This is a genomic window from Pseudomonas sp. XS1P51 (genome assembly GCF_054897845.1).
On record NZ_CM142707.1, the window covers coordinates 6,111,081 to 6,127,494 of the forward strand.

A 16,414-nucleotide genomic window follows, 5' to 3' on the forward strand; every position below is an offset into this window, starting at 1 on the left:
GACTATGGGCACTGAAACACTGGCGATCGGAAGTGGACGAATGTTTCGTTACGCATTGGGATCGCTGCTGATGCTGGCGGGCATGACCTTGTTGGTTGCCCAAGGGCTGGCGTGGCTGGACCTTGAGCCGAAACTGCTGCGTGCGCTACAAGGCGGGGCGATCTGCGCCTTGGGTACGGCCTTGGGCGCGGTGCCGGTGTTGGTGATTCGGCGTATGCCTCAGGCGGTCAGCGATACGCTGCTTGGCTTCGGGGCCGGGGTGATGCTTGCGGCGACAGCGTTTTCGCTGATCGTTCCGGGTATCACCGCCGCTGAAAGCCTTGGGCTCACGCCCTGGGCGGCCAGTGGTCTGATCAGCTTTGGCATCATGCTCGGCGCGTTCGGGCTGTTTCTGGTGGATCGCAAGGTGTCCGGTGCTTCGCCAGAAATGCTGGTCGGGACGCTGGAACGGCCGGTCATTCCGCCACGGATCTGGCTGTTTGTGTTTGCCATCATCGCCCACAACATCCCTGAAGGCATGGCGGTGGGTGTCTCGGCGGGTGGCGGCATGCCTGATGCTGACAGCCTGGCCATGGGCATCGCCTTGCAGGATGTGCCTGAAGGATTGGTGATCGCGTTGGTGTTGGCCGGGGCAGGGATGTCGCGGGTCAAGGCGTTCCTGATCGGTGCTGCGTCAGGGTTGGTCGAGCCGGTCTTTGCGCTGCTGTGTGCCTGGCTGGTGAGCCTGGCCGAGTTGCTCTTGCCCTTGGGGCTCGCGCTGGCGGCCGGGGCAATGCTGTTGGTGGTCACCCACGAAGTCATCCCCGAGTCGCGCCGCAATGGTCACGACAAGCTTGCAAGTCTTGGGCTGCTGATCGGGTTTTGTTTGATGATGGTGATGGATACCGCGCTCGCCTGAAAAAAGATCAAAAGATCGCAGCCTCGTTTCACTCGACAGCTCCTACAGGTGTGTGCCGGTCCTGTAGGAGCTGTCGAGTGAAACGAGGCTGCGATCTTATGACTTTATTCGCCTTCGTCGAAGTAGTTGTTGATCAACTTCACCAACGCATCCAGCGCTTCCTGTTCCTGCTCGCCTTCGGTGCTCAGGTGGATTTTGGTGCCCTTGCCGGCAGCGAGCATCATCATGGCCATGATGCTTTTGCCATCGACCGTGGAATCCGGCGTGCGTCCTACCCTGATCGAGCAATCCTTGAACTGACCGGCGACGCCGACAAACTTGGCAGACGCACGGGCATGCAGGCCCAGCTTGTTGATGATTTCGATTTCCAGAGCAGGCATCGCGGTGTGAATCCTTTAGCTGAGGTCGCGGTGGCGAACCTGGACGTTCTTCAGGGATTTTTGCAGAGCCTGACCCAGACGTTCGGTCAGGTAGACGGAGCGGTGATGTCCGCCGGTGCACCCAATGGCAATGGTCACATAAGCGCGGTTGCTGGCGGCAAAGCGGGGCAGCCATTTGAGCAGGTACGAGGAAATGTCCTGGAACATCTCTTCGACGTCCGGCTGTGCCGCCAGGTACTCGGCAACCGGTTGATCAAGTCCGGACTGATCGCGCAACTCCGGCTTCCAGTACGGGTTGGGCAGGCAGCGCACATCGAACACCAGGTCGGCGTCCACCGGCATGCCACGCTTGAACCCGAAAGACTCCACCAGAAACGCAGTACCGGGCTCCGGCTGGTTCAGCAGGCGCAGCTTGATGGTGTCGCGCAGTTGGTACAGGTTCAGGTTGGTGGTGTTGACCTTGAGGTCGGCGAGGTCGGCAATCGGCCCGAGCAGGCTGGTTTCATCGTTGATCGCCTCGGCCAGCGAGCGATTGGCGCTGCTCAGTGGGTGACGGCGGCGGGTTTCCGAAAAACGTTTGAGCAGGGTTTCTTCATCGGCATCCAGGTACAAGACATCGCACTGGATATGCCGGCTGCGGACTTCTGCCAGCAGTTCCGGAAAGCGCGTCAGGTGACTCGGCAAATTGCGCGCATCGATGGAAACGGCAACCAGCGGCTGTGCCAGTTCGGTGTGAATCAGCGCGCGTTCAGCCAGTTCTGGCAGCAGGCCGGCGGGCAGGTTGTCGATGCAGTAGTAGCCGTTGTCCTCGAGAACATCGAGTGCGGTACTTTTACCTGAGCCGGAGCGGCCACTGACGATGATCAAACGCATGATTACTGCCCGTTTTGCTCGTCCAGGACAACCTGATACAAGGCTTCATTGCTCGGAGCGCTGCGCAGTTTTTCGCGCACTTCCTTGCGATCGAGCATGCTGGCGATCTGGCGCAGTAGCTCCAGGTGCGCATCGGTGGCGGCTTCCGGGACCAGCAGAACGAACAGCAGGTCAACCGGAGCACCGTCGATGGCGTCGAAATCGATGGGGGCGTCCAGGTGCATCAAGGCACTGATGGGCGAATTGCAGCCCTTGAGGCGGCAGTGAGGGATGGCGATGCCGTTGCCAAAACCGGTGGAACCGAGTTTTTCACGGGCAATCAGAGCCTCGAAGACATCTTGCATCTCCAGATCCGGCACTTCGCGATGGATTAGGTTGGCAATTTGCTCGAGGGCTTTCTTTTTACTGCCGCCCGGCACATTCACGAGGGAACGGCCGGGGGTCAGGATGCTTTCAAGTCGGATCATGGGTTGGGAGTGTTAACGACCGGTTGCACCCTGGAGGAGGCTCTGGGTCTTTTCCTTATGCTTTTTGAGTTGGCGATCCAGCTTGTCGGTCAGCAGGTCGATGGCGGCATACATGTCCGTATGCTCGGCATTGGCGACCACTTCTCCGCCGGGAATATGCAGCGTGGCTTCGATTTTCTGCAGCAGCTTCTCGACGTTCATCGTGACTTGCACGTTGGTGATCTTGTCGAAGTGCCTTTCCAATCGCTCGAGTTTTTCGCCGATGTAGGTGCGCAGGGGTTCGGTCACTTCCAGTTGGTGTCCACTGATGTTGACTTGCATACAGCTTCTCCTTCGTTGCCAGTGCATAAAGCGGCAGGCAGAAATGCCTGCCACTGGAACGCTGTGGCGTGGCCCGTTACATCAACCGCTTACGTTCGCTCGAAGGCGCGATCCCAAGGGATTCGCGGTACTTGGCGACGGTGCGGCGAGCCACCTGAATGCCTTGTGCCTCCAGTAAACCAGCGATCTTGCTGTCACTCAACGGCTTTTTCTGATTTTCCGCTGCAACCAGTTTTTTGATGATCGCGCGGATCGCCGTAGACGAGCATTCACCGCCTTCGGAGGTGCTGACGTGGCTGGAGAAAAAGTATTTCAGCTCATATATGCCCCGAGGGGTATGCATGAATTTTTGCGTGGTTACCCGGGAAATCGTCGATTCGTGCATGCCAACCGCCTCGGCGATGTCATGGAGGACCAACGGTTTCATGGCTTCGTCGCCGTACTCCAGGAAGCCGCGCTGATGCTCGACGATCTGGGTGGCTACTTTCATCAGGGTTTCGTTGCGGCTTTGCAGGCTCTTGATGAACCAGCGAGCCTCTTGCAGCTGATTGCGCATGAAGGTGTTGTCGGCGCTGGTGTCGGCGCGGCGCACGAAGCCGGCGTACTGGGCGTTGACCCGCAACCGTGGCACCGATTCCTGATTCAGCTCTACCAGCCAGCGTTCGTTGTCTTTGCGCACGATGACATCGGGAACGACGTATTCGGCTTCGCTGGACTCGATCTGTGAGCCTGGGCGCGGATTGAGGCTCTGCACCAGTTCGATCACCTGGCGCAGTTCATCTTCCTTGAGCTTCATGCGGCGCATCAACTGGCTGTAGTCGCGGCTGCCGAGCAGGTCGATGTAATCGGTGACCAGGCGTTTGGCTTCGGCCAGCCAAGGGGTCTTGGCGGGCAGCTGGCGCAGTTGCAGCAGCAGGCATTCACCCAGGTTGCGGGCGCCGATGCCGGCGGGCTCGAATTGCTGGATGCGGTGCAGGACGGCTTCGATTTCGTCCAGTTCGATGTCCAGTTCCGGATCGAAGGCTTCGAGGATTTCCTCGAGGGTTTCGTCCAGGTAGCCCTGATTGTTGATGCAGTCGATCAGGGTCACGGCGATCAGGCGATCGGTGTCGGACATCGGCGCCAGGTTCAGTTGCCACAGCAGGTGGCTTTGCAGGCTTTCGCCGGCCGATGTACGGGTGGTGAAGTCCCACTCGTCGTCATCGTTGCTTGGCAGGCTGCTGGCGCTGGTCTGGTAGACGTCTTCCCACGCGGTGTCGACGGGCAGCTCGTTGGGAATGCGTTCGTTCCAGTCACCTTCCTCGAGGTTATCCACCGTCGGGGCGGTTTCCTGGTAGGAGGGTTCCGAAACATCGGCGTTGGGTTGCTGTTCGGCTTTGTCGGCCAAGGGGTCGGCGTTATCGAAGTCGTCGCCTTCTTCCTGGCGTTCGAGCATCGGATTGGACTCCAGGGCCTCCTGGATTTCCTGTTGCAGGTCCAGGGTCGACAATTGGAGCAGGCGGATGGCCTGTTGCAGCTGAGGTGTCATCGTCAGCTGCTGGCCCATTCTCAAGACTAGCGATGGTTTCATGGCAGGGGCTTAACACCTTATTCGCCGGCGCACATGCGCCATCCACTACAGGGCGCCGGAGCGCCAAACATAAGCAAATTATATGCCTGAAACCACAACGTTTGCCTAGAGCGCTGTAACAATAAAAACGTTTAAAGTTTTATTGACGCATTGCCCTTGCTGGTAGCTGAACATCTTTGAGGCGCAACGTTTGCCTGGCGCGCTGTAACAATAAAAAACGGTTGATTTTTTTATCGAGACAAGCTCTCGGCGACTGGCCAGGCACCTGAGCGCTTACAGGCGGAACTCATGGCCCAGATACACTTCCTTGACCAGGTCGTTGGCCAGGATGGTGGCAGAGTCACCTTCTGCGATCAGTTGGCCATCGTTCACGATGTAGGCGGTTTCGCAGATATCCAGGGTTTCACGAACGTTGTGGTCGGTGATCAACACGCCAATGCCCTTGGCCTTGAGGTGATAGATGATCTGTTTGATGTCGCCCACCGAGATCGGGTCCACACCGGCGAAAGGTTCGTCCAGGAGGATGAACTTCGGGTTGGTGGCCAGTGCCCGGGCGATTTCCACGCGACGACGTTCGCCACCGGACAGGCTCATGCCGAGGTTGTCGCGGATGTGGTTGATGTGAAATTCCTGCAGCAGGCTTTCCAGTTCCTTGCGACGACCGGCCTTGTCGAGTTCTTTGCGGGTCTCGAGGATCGCCATGATGTTATCGGCAACTGAAAGTTTGCGGAAGATCGACGCTTCTTGCGGAAGATAGCCGATACCGGCCTTTGCGCGACCGTGCATCGGCTGGTGACTGACGTCCAGGTCATCGATCAGTACGCGGCCCTGATCGGCCTGCACCAATCCGACGATCATGTAGAAGCAAGTGGTTTTGCCGGCGCCGTTGGGACCCAGCAGGCCCACGATCTGACCGCTGTCGATGGACAGGCTTACGTCGCGCACGACCTGGCGGCTCTTGTAGCTCTTGGCCAGATGCTGAGCTTTCAGAGTTGCCATTACTGGGCCTTTTGCTCGTCGGTTTTCTTTTTCGGCTGGATCACCATGTCGATGCGCGGACGCGACTCGGTGACCTTGCTGCCTGTGGCGCGACCGGCGCTCGCAAGCTTTTTGTTGGTGTCGTAGACGATTTTCTCGCCTTGGGTAACGTTGCCATCCTTGTCGATGACCTTGGCGCGATCGATCAGCACGACGCGATCTTGCGAAGCGTGGTACTGGATAGTGATGCCGTACCCCTGAACCGGTTTGGTGTCGCCAGCAGTCTGCACCTGCTCGAAGTAGGCCAGATTGCCCACCGAGGTCACCACGTCGATATCGCCACTCGCGGTGCGGGTGATGGTCACGGTATTGCCGGTGACCTTCATCGAACCCTGGGTGATGATCACATCACCTTTATAGGTGGCAACACCGTTCTTGTCGTCCAGTTGGGCGTCGTCGGCCTGAATGCGGATAGGCTGATCTCTATCGGTCGGCAGAGCCCAGGCGCTCACGCTTCCCAGTGCTGCGCTCAGACCGAGCAAAATAGGGAGAGTTTTAACGAGCCTCATACTGTCCTCTTACGTTCGATAGCAGGTGTATCCTGCTTTCTTTCAAATACGCTTTCATTCCCTTGCCAGTCGACACACCACCAGCGCCGTCGATTCTAACGGGTTGATCGGTCTGCGCATATTGCTGCTGTGGGAACACTGTCATACGAGTGCTGGTAATCAGGGTGTCGCGGTTCTTTTCGTCGGTGCGCTTCACGCGCACCGAGTCGATCAGTTCAACTTCGGTGCCGCCGGAATTCACCTCGCCGCGCTCGCTGGTCACGTGCCACGGAAATTCAGTGCCGCGGAACATGTTGAGGTCTGGCTTGGTGACCAGGGTGACATCCGTTGCTTTCACGTGCTCGGCCTTGTCGGACGTCATTTCGTACTGCAATTTGCCGTCTTCAAGGTATTGCATCGTGTGTGTCTTGGTCGCGTACCAGTCGATCTTGGTCTCGTCGGCCTTGACTACGGGTTTATCGAGGAAGCGTTCAGGGCTGATGTTCCAGTAGCCGACCGCCGCAAAAATCGCTGCGATGCAACCGAACACCAGGATGTTGCGAATTTTCTTGCTCAGCATAGTTGGCTCACAGGTACGCGGCGTTGGCCGCATCGAGGCGGCCCTGGGCGCGCAGGATCAATTCGCAGAATTCGCGAGCGGCACCCTCGCCACCACGGGCCTGGGTGATGCCGTGGGCGTGTTCGCGCACGAAACTGGCGGCATTGGCTACCGCCATGCCCAGGCCGACGCGGCGAATCACCGGCAGGTCTGGCAAATCGTCGCCGAGGTAGGCGACTTGTTCATAGCTTAGGTTGAGTTGGGCAAGAAGCTCGTCGAGCACCACCAGTTTGTCTTCGCGACCCTGGTACAGGTGTGGAATGCCGAGGTTCTTTGCCCGTCGCTCGACCACCGGGGTCTTGCGGCCGCTGATGATAGCGGTCTGCACGCCGGCTGCCATCAACATCTTGATGCCTTGGCCGTCGAGCGTGTTGAATGTCTTGAATTCGCTGCCGTCTTCAAGGAAGTACAGGCGCCCGTCGGTCAGGACGCCGTCGACGTCGAATACCGCCAGTTTGATCTGTTTGCCGCGTTGCAGCAGGTCCGTGCTCATTACATTACTCCTGCGCGCAACAAGTCGTGCATGTTCAAGGCGCCGACCGGGTGGTCTTCGCTGTCAACCACGACCAGCGCGTTGATTTTATGGTCTTCCATGATTTTCAGGGCCTCGGCGGCGAGCATTTCGGCGCGGGCAGTCTTGCCGTGTGCGGTCATGACCTGGTCGATCGTCGCGCTGTGGATGTCGATGCTGCGGTCGAGGGTGCGACGCAAATCGCCGTCGGTGAAGATCCCGGCGAGTTTGCCGTCGGCTTCCAGGATGACGGTCATGCCCAGGCCCTTGCGGGTCATTTCCATCAGCGCGTCCTTGAGCAGGGTGCCGCGCTGAACCTGCGGCAGCTCTTGCCCGGCGTGCATGACGTTTTCCACTTTCAGCAGCAGGCGTCGGCCGAGCGCACCACCCGGGTGGGAAAAGGCAAAATCTTCAGCGGTAAAACCGCGGGCTTCCAGCAGTGCCACCGCCAGGGCGTCGCCCATGACCAGGGCGGCGGTGGTCGAAGACGTCGGCGCCAGGTTCAACGGGCAGGCTTCGTGCTCGACGTGAACGTTGAGGTTGACCTCGGCAGCCTTGGCCAGCGGCGAATCGGGATTGCCGGTCAGGCTGATCAATTTGATGCCCAGACGTTTGATCAGCGGCAGCAGGGTGACGATTTCGTTGGTGGAGCCGGAGTTTGACAGTGCCAGGATGATGTCATCGCGGGTGATCATCCCCATGTCGCCGTGACTGGCTTCGGCCGGGTGCACAAAAAAGGCCGTGGTGCCGGTGCTGGCCAGGGTCGCGGCGATCTTGTTGCCGATGTGCCCCGATTTGCCCATGCCGACTACTACCACGCGGCCTTTGCTGGCCAGAATCATCTCGCAAGCGCGTACGAAATCTGCGTCGATATGGGGCAGCAAGCCTTGTACGGCTTCCAGTTCGAGGCGGATGGTGCGTTGTGCTGATTGAATCAGGTCGCTGGATTGGCTCATGTCAGAAATCGTATAGCCTGATGAAAAGGCGGCGATTATAGCGGTAATGATCGAAACCCTCACGCAAGTTCGTCGCGCTTTGTCATTCCCTGTTACCAAATCCCTCTAAATGAAGCTTTTTGTCTGCCATGTTGCTGCATATGGCCCGGCTTCGGCCTTTGGCGCTTGGCCTGTGCGGTGATATAGTTCGCCGCCAGTTCGGCCTGCCCGGGAGGTTTGTGCTTTCGTCAGAAAGTCAGGCGTCCGAGTGAGAGGCTGCATCGCAAGGAGTTTAGATGAGTGCCGATAACGCCTACGCGGTCGAGCTGAAGGGACTGACCTTCAAGCGCGGTGCGCGCAGCATTTTCAATAACGTCGATATCCGTATTCCGCGCGGCAAGGTCACCGGCATCATGGGGCCTTCCGGGTGTGGCAAGACCACGCTGCTGCGTTTGATTGGCGCACAATTGCGGCCCACCAAGGGCGAAGTCTGGGTCAACGGTCAGAACCTGCCGAAGCTGTCGCGCAGCGATCTGTTCGATGCGCGCAAGCATATGGGCGTGCTGTTTCAGAGCGGCGCACTGTTTACCGATCTCGACGTGTTCGAGAACGTCGCCTTTCCGCTACGGGTCCATACCGAGCTTCCGGAAGAAATGATCCGGGACATCGTCCTGCTCAAATTGCAGGCCGTGGGCTTGCGTGGCGCCATCGATTTGATGCCTGACGAGCTGTCCGGCGGCATGAAGCGCCGTGTCGCGCTGGCCCGGGCGATTGCCCTCGATCCGCAGATCCTCATGTATGACGAGCCCTTTGTCGGCCAGGACCCGATCGCCATGGGCGTATTGGTGCGCCTGATCCGCCTGCTCAACGATGCACTGGGCATTACCAGCATCGTGGTTTCCCATGACCTGGCCGAGACCGCGAGCATCGCCGATTACATTTATGTGGTGGGCGACGGGCAGGTGCTGGGGCAGGGCACGCCTGACGAACTGATGAACTCGGACGAACCGCGTATCCGTCAATTCATGACAGGCGACCCCGATGGTCCGGTCGCCTATCACTTTCCAGCGACGGATTACCGCGCAGATCTTCTGGGGAAGCGCTGATGCGCAAGATTTCACTATTAGAACGAGTACGCCGGTTCGGCCACGCGGGCATTGATGTGCTGGCGGTGTTCGGCCGTTCGGCGATTTTCCTGTTTCATGCCTTGCTTGGCCGTGGCGGCATCGGCGGTGGTTTTGGCCTGTTGATCAAGCAGTTGCACTCGGTGGGCGTGATGTCCCTGGTGATCATCGTGGTCTCCGGGGTGTTCATCGGCATGGTGTTGGCGCTGCAAGGGTTCAACATCCTTTCCAGCTACGGTTCGGAGCAGGCGGTGGGGCAGATGGTTGCGCTGACGCTGCTGCGAGAGTTGGGCCCCGTGGTCACGGCGTTGTTGTTCGCCGGGCGCGCCGGTTCGGCCCTGACGGCTGAAATCGGCAACATGAAGTCCACCGAGCAGTTGTCCAGTCTGGAAATGATTGGTGTCGACCCGCTCAAGTACATCATTGCCCCGCGCCTGTGGGCCGGCTTCATTTCCCTGCCGGTGCTGGCGATGATCTTCAGCGTGGTGGGTATCTGGGGCGGTTCCTGGGTGGCCGTCGACTGGCTGGGTGTCTATGAAGGTTCCTATTGGTCCAACATGCAAAACAGCGTGACGTTTGCCGACGATGTGCTCAACGGCATCATCAAAAGCATCGTCTTTGCCTTTGTCGTGACCTGGATCGCCGTATTCCAAGGCTATGACTGCGAGCCCACTTCCGAGGGGATCAGTCGTGCCACTACCAAGACCGTGGTGTATGCCTCTTTGGCTGTGCTCGGCCTGGACTTTATTCTGACCGCCTTGATGTTTGGAGATTTCTGATGCAAAACCGCACCCTGGAAATCGGTGTCGGCCTTTTCTTGCTGGCTGGCATCCTGGCTTTGCTGTTGCTGGCGTTGCGGGTGAGTGGCCTGTCCCCGAGCGCAACCACCGATACGTATAAACTTTATGCCTATTTCGACAATATCGCCGGTTTGACGGTCAGAGCTAAAGTGACCATGGCCGGTGTGACTATCGGCAAGGTCACGGCGATCGATCTGGACCGCGACAGTTTCACCGGTCGAGTGACCATGCAGCTGGAAAAGCGCGTAGACAACCTGCCGACTGACTCCACTGCATCTATCCTGACCGCCGGCCTGTTGGGCGAGAAGTACATCGGTCTCAGCGTGGGCGGGGAAGAAGCCTTGCTCAAGGATGGTGGAACCATTCACGACACCCAGTCGTCGCTGGTGCTCGAGGACCTGATCGGTAAATTTCTGCTCAATACCGTTAGTAAAGACGCCAAATGAGGAGTTTTTGAATGATCTCTACCTTGCGACGTGGCCTGTTGGTATTACTCGCGGCCCTGCCGTTGATGGCTAACGCCGTGGCGGCGACTTCCGCGCACGGTCTGGTACAGGACACCACCAACCGGTTGCTGGCGGATCTGGCCGCCAACAAAGAAAAGTACAAACAGGATCCGCAGGACTTTTATACGGCGCTGGATAGCATCGTCGGCCCCGTTGTGGATGCCGAGGGCATTTCCAAGAGCATCATGACGGTCAAATACTCGCGCAAAGCCACGCCCGAGCAAATGAAGACGTTTCAGGAAAACTTCAAGAAGGGTCTGTTCCAGTTCTATGGCAATGCCTTGCTCGAGTACAACAATCAGGGCATCGTCGTCGACCCTGCCAAGGATGAGTCGGGAGACCGTACCAGCGTTGGCATGACGGTCAAAGGCAGCAACGGCGCAATCTATCCTGTGTCCTACACACTCGAAAAGATCAATGGCGAGTGGAAGCTGCGCAACGTGATCATCAACGGCATCAACATCGGCAAGCTGTTCCGTGATCAGTTCGCAGATGCGATGCAGCGCAATGGCAATGACCTGGACAAGACCATCAATGGTTGGGCCGGGGAAGTCGCCAAAGCCAAGGAAGCCACCGATAAACAAAGCACCGAGAAGCAAGCCCAATGAGTGTGTCGGCCATTCGCATGAGCGAATCCGGCGAGCTGATGCTCAGCGGCATGCTGGACTACCGCACCGGCCCTGGCCTGCGCAAGCAGGGCCAGGCGCTGATCAAGTCCAGCAAGGCGGCTGCATTGGTGGTTGATTGTTCGGCGGTGTTGAAGTCCAGCAGTGTCGGCTTGTCGCTGCTGCTGTGCTTCATGCGTGATGCAGAGGCGGCCGGCAAGCCGCTGAGCATCCGTGCGATGCCCGAAGACATGCGCGAAATCGCTCAGGTCAGCGAGTTGACCGAGCTGTTGGCGCATCCCTAACAGCATCTGCAAGGAAGCCCCCCGTCAGAGTCCTGCTTCGCGGGGTTCGCAGGCGCGGGGCTTTTTTGTATGATGTCCGACCCGCGCGCACAGGGCGCCGATTGAGGTTGAGCATGCAGGCCGTAGAAGTGAAGAGCTTCCTTGAAGGAAAGCTGCCGAACACACAGGTGGAAGTTGAAGGCGAAGGCTGCAACTTTCAGCTGAACGTGATTAGCGATGAACTGGCGGCGTTGAGCCCGGTGAAGCGTCAGCAGCAGGTCTATGCCCATTTGAACCCATGGATCACCGATGGCAGCATCCATGCGGTCACTATGAAATTTTTCAGCAGCGCGGCCTGGGCCGAGCGCACCTGAGCCCAAGGGCGTCGAGATTCTTATGGATAAATTGATTATTACCGGTGGCGTTCGCCTTGATGGCGAAATCCGCATTTCCGGGGCAAAGAACTCTGCCCTGCCGATCCTGGCTGCAACCTTGCTGTGCGATGGCCCGGTGACCGTGGCCAACCTGCCGCACCTGCACGACATCACCACCATGATCGAGCTGTTCGGTCGCATGGGTATCGAGCCGGTGATCGACGAGAAACTCAGCGTCGAAATCGACCCGCGCACCATCAAGACCCTGATCGCTCCGTACGAACTGGTTAAAACCATGCGTGCGTCGATCCTGGTGCTGGGCCCGATGGTTGCCCGTTTCGGTGAAGCCGAAGTCGCACTGCCTGGCGGTTGCGCCATCGGTTCGCGTCCGGTGGACCTGCACATCCGTGGTCTCGAAGCCATGGGCGCGGTCATCGACGTCGAAGGCGGCTACATCAAGGCCAAGGCGCCTGAAGGTGGCTTGCGCGGCGCGCACTTCTTCTTCGACACCGTCAGCGTGACCGGTACCGAAAACATCATGATGGCCGCCGCGCTGGCCAAGGGCCGCAGCGTTCTGGCAAACGCCGCGCGCGAGCCTGAAGTCATCGACCTGGCGAACTTCCTGATCGCCATGGGTGCCAAGATCACCGGCGCCGGCACCGACACCATCACCATCGATGGCGTTGAGCGCCTGCACCCGACCACTTACAAAGTGATGCCTGACCGTATCGAAACCGGGACCTACCTGGTTGCAGCTGCCGTGACCGGCGGTCGTGTGAAGGTCAAGGACACCGATCCGACGATCCTCGAAGCCGTTCTGGAAAAACTCCGTGAAGCCGGCGCCGAAATCACCTCGGGCGAAGACTGGATCGAGCTGAACATGCACGGCAAGCGGCCAAAAGCCGTCAACGTGCGGACCGCTCCGTACCCGGCGTTCCCGACCGACATGCAAGCGCAGTTCATCTCCCTCAACGCCATTGCCGAAGGCACCGGTGCCGTGATCGAGACGATCTTCGAAAACCGCTTCATGCACGTTTACGAACTGCACCGCATGGGCGCCAAGATCCAGGTCGAAGGCAACACCGCCATCGTCACCGGTACCGAAAAGCTCAAGGGCGCGCCAGTGATGGCTACCGACCTGCGTGCTTCGGCCAGCCTGGTGATCTCGGCGTTGATCGCCGAAGGCGACACCCTGATCGACCGCATCTACCACATCGACCGTGGTTATGAGTGCATCGAAGAGAAACTGCAGATGCTCGGCGCCAAGATCCGCCGCGTACCGGGCTAGTTTCTGCTTCATGGGCATACGGATGTGCCCACTGGTTTTGTTTCAAGTCGAGGGTGGTGACACCCTCGATGTGTGTCCGGCGCCATTTGCGACCGGGCATCAGTAGCCTGATAAGGACTGACGTTTCCCATGTTGACCATCGCACTGTCCAAGGGCCGCATCCTTGACGACACCCTGCCGCTTCTGGCTGAAGCGGGTATCGTGCCGACCGAGAATCCGGACAAGAGCCGCAAGCTGATCATCCCCACGACCCAGGCCGATGTGCGTCTGCTGATCGTGCGTGCCACCGATGTGCCGACTTATGTCGAGCATGGTGCCGCGGACCTGGGCGTCGCCGGTAAAGATGTGCTGATGGAATACGGTGGCCAGGGTTTGTACGAGCCTTTGGACCTGCGGATTGCCCTCTGCAAGCTGATGACCGCTGGCCGTGTCGGTGATGTCGAGCCCAAGGGCCGCTTGCGGGTGGCGACCAAGTTCGTCAACGTTGCCAAGCGCTACTACGCCGAGCAGGGTCGTCAGGTCGACATCATCAAGCTCTACGGCTCGATGGAACTGGCGCCGCTGATCGGTCTGGCAGACAAGATCATCGACGTGGTCGACACCGGTAACACGCTGCGGGCCAACGGCCTGGAGCCACAGGATTTCATTGCTGACATCAGTTCCCGTCTGATCGTGAACAAAGCTTCGATGAAAATGCAGCACGCCCGTATCCAGGCGTTGATCGACACCCTGCGCAAGGCAGTGGAGTCTCGACACCGCGGCTGATTCACCCGCGCGACGTTAAGTCGCGCCCGTCTATCCGCCTCATAGCCAGAATTCTCAGGTGCCCAAGCGGATCGATGGTAGCTTCGGGTACCTGAGTTTTCGCCATTCCTATGAGGCTCTCGCTATGACCGCACCGACTGCAATTCGCCGACTCAACGCTGCTGACCCGGATTTCGCACATCATCTGGATCATCTGCTGAGCTGGGAAAGTGTGTCTGACGACTCGGTCAATCAGCGAGTGCTGGACATCATCAAGGCTGTGCGCGAGCGCGGCGATGCGGCGCTGGTGGAATTCACCCAGAAGTTCGACGGCCTGCAAGTCGCCTCCATGGCGGACCTGATCCTGCCGCGCGAACGCCTGGAACTGGCCCTGACCCGGATCACCGTGCCCCAGCGTGAAGCCCTGGAAAAAGCCGCGGCCCGCGTGCGCAGCTACCACGAAAAACAGAAACAGGATTCCTGGACCTACACCGAAGCCGACGGCACCGTGCTGGGCCAGAAGGTCACGCCACTGGATCGTGCCGGCCTGTATGTGCCGGGCGGCAAGGCGTCGTACCCGTCTTCGGTGCTGATGAACGCGATTCCGGCCAAGGTGGCGGGCGTGACCGAAGTGGTCATGGTCGTGCCAACCCCGCGCGGTGAAATCAACGAACTGGTGCTGGCCGCGGCGTGCATCGCCGGCGTCGACCGCGTGTTCACCATCGGTGGCGCTCAAGCCGTTGCCGCGTTGGCTTATGGCACCGAAAGCGTGCCAAAGGTCGACAAAGTGGTCGGCCCGGGCAACATCTATGTCGCCACCGCCAAGCGCCACGTGTTTGGCCAGGTGGGTATCGACATGATCGCCGGCCCGTCGGAAATCCTCGTGGTGTGCGATGGTCAGACGGATCCGGACTGGATTGCCATGGACCTGTTTTCCCAGGCCGAGCACGACGAAGACGCCCAGGCGATTCTGGTCAGCCCGGACGCCGAGTTCCTCGACAAGGTCGCCGCCAGCATCGCCAAACTGCTGCCGACCCTGGAGCGTGCCGAGATCATCGAGACGTCGATCAATGGCCGCGGTGCGCTGATCAAGGTTCGCGACATGGAACAAGCCATCGAGGTGGCCAACCGCATCGCGCCGGAACACCTGGAGTTGTCGGTCGCCGATCCGCAGGCCTGGTTGCCGCTGATTCGTCACGCCGGTGCGATCTTCATGGGGCGTCACACCTCCGAAGCCTTGGGCGATTACTGCGCAGGCCCGAACCACGTGTTGCCGACTTCCGGTACCGCGCGGTTCTCGTCGCCGCTGGGTGTGTACGACTTCCAGAAACGCTCGTCGATCATCTTCTGCTCCGAGCAGGGTGCGTCCGAACTGGGCAAGACCGCTTCCGTGCTGGCTCGTGGCGAGTCGCTGACTGCCCACGCCCGCAGCGCCGAATACCGTATCGTCGACGAGCTCTTTAATGAAGGGCAGGGGGAGTGAACATGAGTAAATTCTGGAGCCCGTTCGTCAAGAATCTGGTGCCTTACGTGCCGGGCGAGCAGCCGAAACTGGCGAAACTGGTGAAGCTCAACACCAACGAAAATCCGTACGGCCCATCGCCTAAAGCTTTGGCGGCGATGCAGGCCGAACTCAATGACAATCTGCGTCTGTATCCGGATCCGAACAGTGATCTGCTGAAGAACGCCGTGGCTACTTACTACGGCGTGCAGGCAAATCAGGTTTTCCTCGGCAACGGCTCGGACGAAGTCCTGGCGCATATTTTCCACGGCTTGCTGCAACACGACAAAGCCGTGTTGTTCCCGGACATCAGCTACAGCTTCTATCCGGTTTACTGCGGGTTGTATGGCATCAACTTCGACGCGGTGCCGCTGGATGAGCAGTTCCAGATCAACCCGGCGGACTACGCCAAACCGAACGGCGGGATCATTTTCCCGAACCCGAACGCGCCGACCGGTCGCCTGTTGGCGCTGGACGCCGTCGAGCAAATGCTCAAGGCCAGCCCGGATTCGGTGGTCGTGGTGGATGAGGCTTACATCGATTTCGGCGGCGAGACGGCGATCACTTTAGTGGACCGTTATCCGAACCTGCTGGTGACTCAGACGCTGTCCAAGTCCCGTTCGCTGGCCGGTCTGCGGGTCGGTTTGGCGGTGGGGCACCCGGACCTGATCGAGGCGCTGGAGCGGATCAAGAACAGCTTCAACTCCTATCCGCTGGATCGTCTGGCGAATGTCGGGGCAGCGGCAGCGTTCGAAGATCGCGAGTACTTCGACAAGACCTGCCGCTTGGTGATCGAGCATCGCGAGAAGGTAGTCGGGCAGTTGGAAGAGAAGGGCTTTGAAGTGCTGCCGTCGGCGGCGAACTTCATCTTCGCCCGTCACCCGAAGCACGATGCAGCGGGGTTGGCGGCGAAGTTGCGCGAGCAGGGTGTGATCGTTCGGCACTTCAAGCAGGAGCGGATTGCGCAGTTCCTGCGGATTTCGATTGGCACGCCGGAGCAGAATCAGGCACTGATCGACGGCCTCGGCGACCTGTAAGTCAACACTGACCCTGTGGGAGCGAGCCTGCTCGCGATGGCGGTTTAACAG

General features: G+C 59.2%; 21 protein-coding genes. 11 read left to right on the forward strand and 10 right to left on the reverse strand.

Annotated features, from left to right (window positions below; translation table 11 throughout):
• Positions 1-4: 4 nt before the first annotated feature.
• A complete protein-coding gene (locus ACYZUD_RS28275; RefSeq protein ID WP_462021145.1) occupies positions 5-898 on the forward strand; it encodes a ZIP family metal transporter in 894 nt (297 codons plus the stop codon).
• Between the two features lie 104 nt (positions 899-1,002).
• On the opposite strand, the gene ACYZUD_RS28280 is transcribed toward ACYZUD_RS28275, so the two are convergent.
• The 10 genes from ACYZUD_RS28280 to ACYZUD_RS28325 all read right to left on the reverse strand — a co-directional run bounded on the left by ACYZUD_RS28280 (position 1,003) and on the right by ACYZUD_RS28325 (position 8,121).
• Positions 1,003-1,278, reverse strand: a complete 276-nt coding sequence (locus ACYZUD_RS28280; protein WP_462021146.1) for an HPr family phosphocarrier protein — start codon at positions 1,276-1,278, stop codon at positions 1,003-1,005.
• Positions 1,279-1,293: 15 nt separating this feature from the next.
• A complete protein-coding gene (rapZ, locus tag ACYZUD_RS28285; RefSeq protein WP_462021147.1) occupies positions 1,294-2,151 on the reverse strand; it encodes an RNase adapter RapZ in 858 nt (285 codons plus the stop codon).
• A 2-nt stretch (positions 2,152-2,153) separates the two neighbouring features.
• On the reverse strand, positions 2,154-2,618 hold the full coding sequence (gene ptsN, locus ACYZUD_RS28290) for a PTS IIA-like nitrogen regulatory protein PtsN (protein WP_462021148.1): 465 nt from the start codon (positions 2,616-2,618) through the stop codon (positions 2,154-2,156).
• Between the two features lie 12 nt (positions 2,619-2,630).
• On the reverse strand, positions 2,631-2,939 hold the full coding sequence (hpf, locus tag ACYZUD_RS28295; RefSeq protein WP_039010540.1) for a ribosome hibernation-promoting factor, HPF/YfiA family: 309 nt from the start codon (positions 2,937-2,939) through the stop codon (positions 2,631-2,633).
• 76 nt (positions 2,940-3,015) lie between these two features.
• Positions 3,016-4,509, reverse strand: coding sequence for an RNA polymerase factor sigma-54 (locus ACYZUD_RS28300; RefSeq protein ID WP_032828652.1), 1,494 nt, complete (start codon positions 4,507-4,509; stop codon positions 3,016-3,018).
• Between the two features lie 273 nt (positions 4,510-4,782).
• Positions 4,783-5,508, reverse strand: a complete 726-nt coding sequence (gene lptB, locus ACYZUD_RS28305; RefSeq protein WP_462021149.1) for an LPS export ABC transporter ATP-binding protein — start codon at positions 5,506-5,508, stop codon at positions 4,783-4,785.
• The gene (gene lptA, locus ACYZUD_RS28310; protein ID WP_462021150.1) at positions 5,508-6,056 is read right to left on the reverse strand and encodes a lipopolysaccharide transport periplasmic protein LptA; all 549 of its coding nucleotides are present in this window, start codon (positions 6,054-6,056) and stop codon (positions 5,508-5,510) included. The genes lptB and lptA overlap by 1 nt, the downstream gene beginning before the upstream one ends.
• On the reverse strand, positions 6,043-6,615 hold the full coding sequence (lptC, locus tag ACYZUD_RS28315; protein ID WP_462021151.1) for an LPS export ABC transporter periplasmic protein LptC: 573 nt from the start codon (positions 6,613-6,615) through the stop codon (positions 6,043-6,045). The genes lptA and lptC overlap by 14 nt, the downstream gene beginning before the upstream one ends.
• A 7-nt stretch (positions 6,616-6,622) precedes the next feature.
• The gene (locus ACYZUD_RS28320; RefSeq protein WP_008037377.1) at positions 6,623-7,147 is read right to left on the reverse strand and encodes a KdsC family phosphatase; all 525 of its coding nucleotides are present in this window, start codon (positions 7,145-7,147) and stop codon (positions 6,623-6,625) included.
• Positions 7,147-8,121: a KpsF/GutQ family sugar-phosphate isomerase gene (locus tag ACYZUD_RS28325; protein ID WP_462021152.1), complete on the reverse strand. Its 975-nt coding sequence runs from the start codon at positions 8,119-8,121 to the stop codon at positions 7,147-7,149. The genes ACYZUD_RS28320 and ACYZUD_RS28325 overlap by 1 nt, the downstream gene beginning before the upstream one ends.
• A gap of 275 nt (positions 8,122-8,396) precedes the next feature.
• Between ACYZUD_RS28325 and ACYZUD_RS28330 the strand changes: the two genes are divergently transcribed.
• The 10 genes from ACYZUD_RS28330 (at position 8,397) to hisC (ending at position 16,363) form a co-directional block, all read left to right on the forward strand.
• A complete protein-coding gene (locus ACYZUD_RS28330; protein ID WP_462021153.1) occupies positions 8,397-9,206 on the forward strand; it encodes an ATP-binding cassette domain-containing protein in 810 nt (269 codons plus the stop codon).
• Positions 9,206-10,003 carry a lipid asymmetry maintenance ABC transporter permease subunit MlaE gene (gene mlaE / locus ACYZUD_RS28335; protein ID WP_131061202.1) on the forward strand — a complete coding sequence of 266 codons (798 nt, stop codon included), beginning with the start codon at positions 9,206-9,208 and terminating at the stop codon, positions 10,001-10,003. Before ACYZUD_RS28330 ends, mlaE begins: the two co-directional genes overlap by 1 nt.
• Complete coding sequence (gene mlaD / locus ACYZUD_RS28340; RefSeq protein ID WP_462021154.1) at positions 10,003-10,470, forward strand: outer membrane lipid asymmetry maintenance protein MlaD; 468 nt, start codon at positions 10,003-10,005, stop codon at positions 10,468-10,470. The genes mlaE and mlaD overlap by 1 nt, the downstream gene beginning before the upstream one ends.
• Before the next feature lie 11 nt (positions 10,471-10,481).
• Complete coding sequence (locus tag ACYZUD_RS28345) at positions 10,482-11,138, forward strand: MlaC/ttg2D family ABC transporter substrate-binding protein (protein WP_462021155.1); 657 nt, start codon at positions 10,482-10,484, stop codon at positions 11,136-11,138.
• Positions 11,135-11,440, forward strand: a complete 306-nt coding sequence (locus ACYZUD_RS28350; RefSeq protein ID WP_462021156.1) for an STAS domain-containing protein — start codon at positions 11,135-11,137, stop codon at positions 11,438-11,440. The genes ACYZUD_RS28345 and ACYZUD_RS28350 overlap by 4 nt, the downstream gene beginning before the upstream one ends.
• 113 nt (positions 11,441-11,553) lie before the next feature.
• Positions 11,554-11,793: a BolA family protein gene (locus ACYZUD_RS28355; protein WP_150710210.1), complete on the forward strand. Its 240-nt coding sequence runs from the start codon at positions 11,554-11,556 to the stop codon at positions 11,791-11,793.
• 22 nt (positions 11,794-11,815) lie between these two features.
• Positions 11,816-13,081, forward strand: a complete 1,266-nt coding sequence (murA, locus tag ACYZUD_RS28360) for a UDP-N-acetylglucosamine 1-carboxyvinyltransferase (protein ID WP_462021157.1) — start codon at positions 11,816-11,818, stop codon at positions 13,079-13,081.
• A gap of 129 nt (positions 13,082-13,210) precedes the next feature.
• Positions 13,211-13,846, forward strand: a complete 636-nt coding sequence (gene hisG, locus ACYZUD_RS28365) for an ATP phosphoribosyltransferase (protein ID WP_007901570.1) — start codon at positions 13,211-13,213, stop codon at positions 13,844-13,846.
• A 124-nt stretch (positions 13,847-13,970) separates the two neighbouring features.
• Positions 13,971-15,308, forward strand: coding sequence for a histidinol dehydrogenase (gene hisD, locus ACYZUD_RS28370; protein ID WP_462021158.1), 1,338 nt, complete (start codon positions 13,971-13,973; stop codon positions 15,306-15,308).
• 2 nt (positions 15,309-15,310) lie between these two features.
• Complete coding sequence (gene hisC, locus ACYZUD_RS28375) at positions 15,311-16,363, forward strand: histidinol-phosphate transaminase (protein ID WP_462021159.1); 1,053 nt, start codon at positions 15,311-15,313, stop codon at positions 16,361-16,363.
• The last annotated feature ends 51 nt before the right edge of the window (positions 16,364-16,414 follow it).

Bases quoted from the DNA above. Each gene is read 5' to 3' on its own strand.
- mlaE (WP_131061202.1), top strand. From the start codon at position 9,206: ATGCGCAAGATTTCACTATTAGAACGAGTACGCCGGTTCGGCCACGCG.
- ACYZUD_RS28280 (WP_462021146.1), bottom strand. From the start codon at position 1,278: ATGCCTGCTCTGGAAATCGAAATCATCAACAAGCTGGGCCTGCATGCC.
- rapZ (WP_462021147.1), bottom strand. From the start codon at position 2,151: ATGCGTTTGATCATCGTCAGTGGCCGCTCCGGCTCAGGTAAAAGTACC.
- murA (WP_462021157.1), top strand. From the start codon at position 11,816: ATGGATAAATTGATTATTACCGGTGGCGTTCGCCTTGATGGCGAAATC.
- ACYZUD_RS28330 (WP_462021153.1), top strand. From the start codon at position 8,397: ATGAGTGCCGATAACGCCTACGCGGTCGAGCTGAAGGGACTGACCTTC.
- mlaD (WP_462021154.1), top strand. From the start codon at position 10,003: ATGCAAAACCGCACCCTGGAAATCGGTGTCGGCCTTTTCTTGCTGGCT.
- ACYZUD_RS28355 (WP_150710210.1), top strand. From the start codon at position 11,554: ATGCAGGCCGTAGAAGTGAAGAGCTTCCTTGAAGGAAAGCTGCCGAAC.
- hisC (WP_462021159.1), top strand. From the start codon at position 15,311: ATGAGTAAATTCTGGAGCCCGTTCGTCAAGAATCTGGTGCCTTACGTG.
- ACYZUD_RS28300 (WP_032828652.1), bottom strand. From the start codon at position 4,509: ATGAAACCATCGCTAGTCTTGAGAATGGGCCAGCAGCTGACGATGACA.
- hisD (WP_462021158.1), top strand. From the start codon at position 13,971: ATGACCGCACCGACTGCAATTCGCCGACTCAACGCTGCTGACCCGGAT.
- hisG (WP_007901570.1), top strand. From the start codon at position 13,211: ATGTTGACCATCGCACTGTCCAAGGGCCGCATCCTTGACGACACCCTG.
- hpf (WP_039010540.1), bottom strand. From the start codon at position 2,939: ATGCAAGTCAACATCAGTGGACACCAACTGGAAGTGACCGAACCCCTG.
- ACYZUD_RS28350 (WP_462021156.1), top strand. From the start codon at position 11,135: ATGAGTGTGTCGGCCATTCGCATGAGCGAATCCGGCGAGCTGATGCTC.
- lptC (WP_462021151.1), bottom strand. From the start codon at position 6,615: ATGCTGAGCAAGAAAATTCGCAACATCCTGGTGTTCGGTTGCATCGCA.
- lptA (WP_462021150.1), bottom strand. From the start codon at position 6,056: ATGAGGCTCGTTAAAACTCTCCCTATTTTGCTCGGTCTGAGCGCAGCA.
- ptsN (WP_462021148.1), bottom strand. From the start codon at position 2,618: ATGATCCGACTTGAAAGCATCCTGACCCCCGGCCGTTCCCTCGTGAAT.
- lptB (WP_462021149.1), bottom strand. From the start codon at position 5,508: ATGGCAACTCTGAAAGCTCAGCATCTGGCCAAGAGCTACAAGAGCCGC.
- ACYZUD_RS28320 (WP_008037377.1), bottom strand. From the start codon at position 7,147: ATGAGCACGGACCTGCTGCAACGCGGCAAACAGATCAAACTGGCGGTA.
- ACYZUD_RS28325 (WP_462021152.1), bottom strand. From the start codon at position 8,121: ATGAGCCAATCCAGCGACCTGATTCAATCAGCACAACGCACCATCCGC.
- ACYZUD_RS28275 (WP_462021145.1), top strand. From the start codon at position 5: ATGGGCACTGAAACACTGGCGATCGGAAGTGGACGAATGTTTCGTTAC.
- ACYZUD_RS28345 (WP_462021155.1), top strand. From the start codon at position 10,482: ATGATCTCTACCTTGCGACGTGGCCTGTTGGTATTACTCGCGGCCCTG.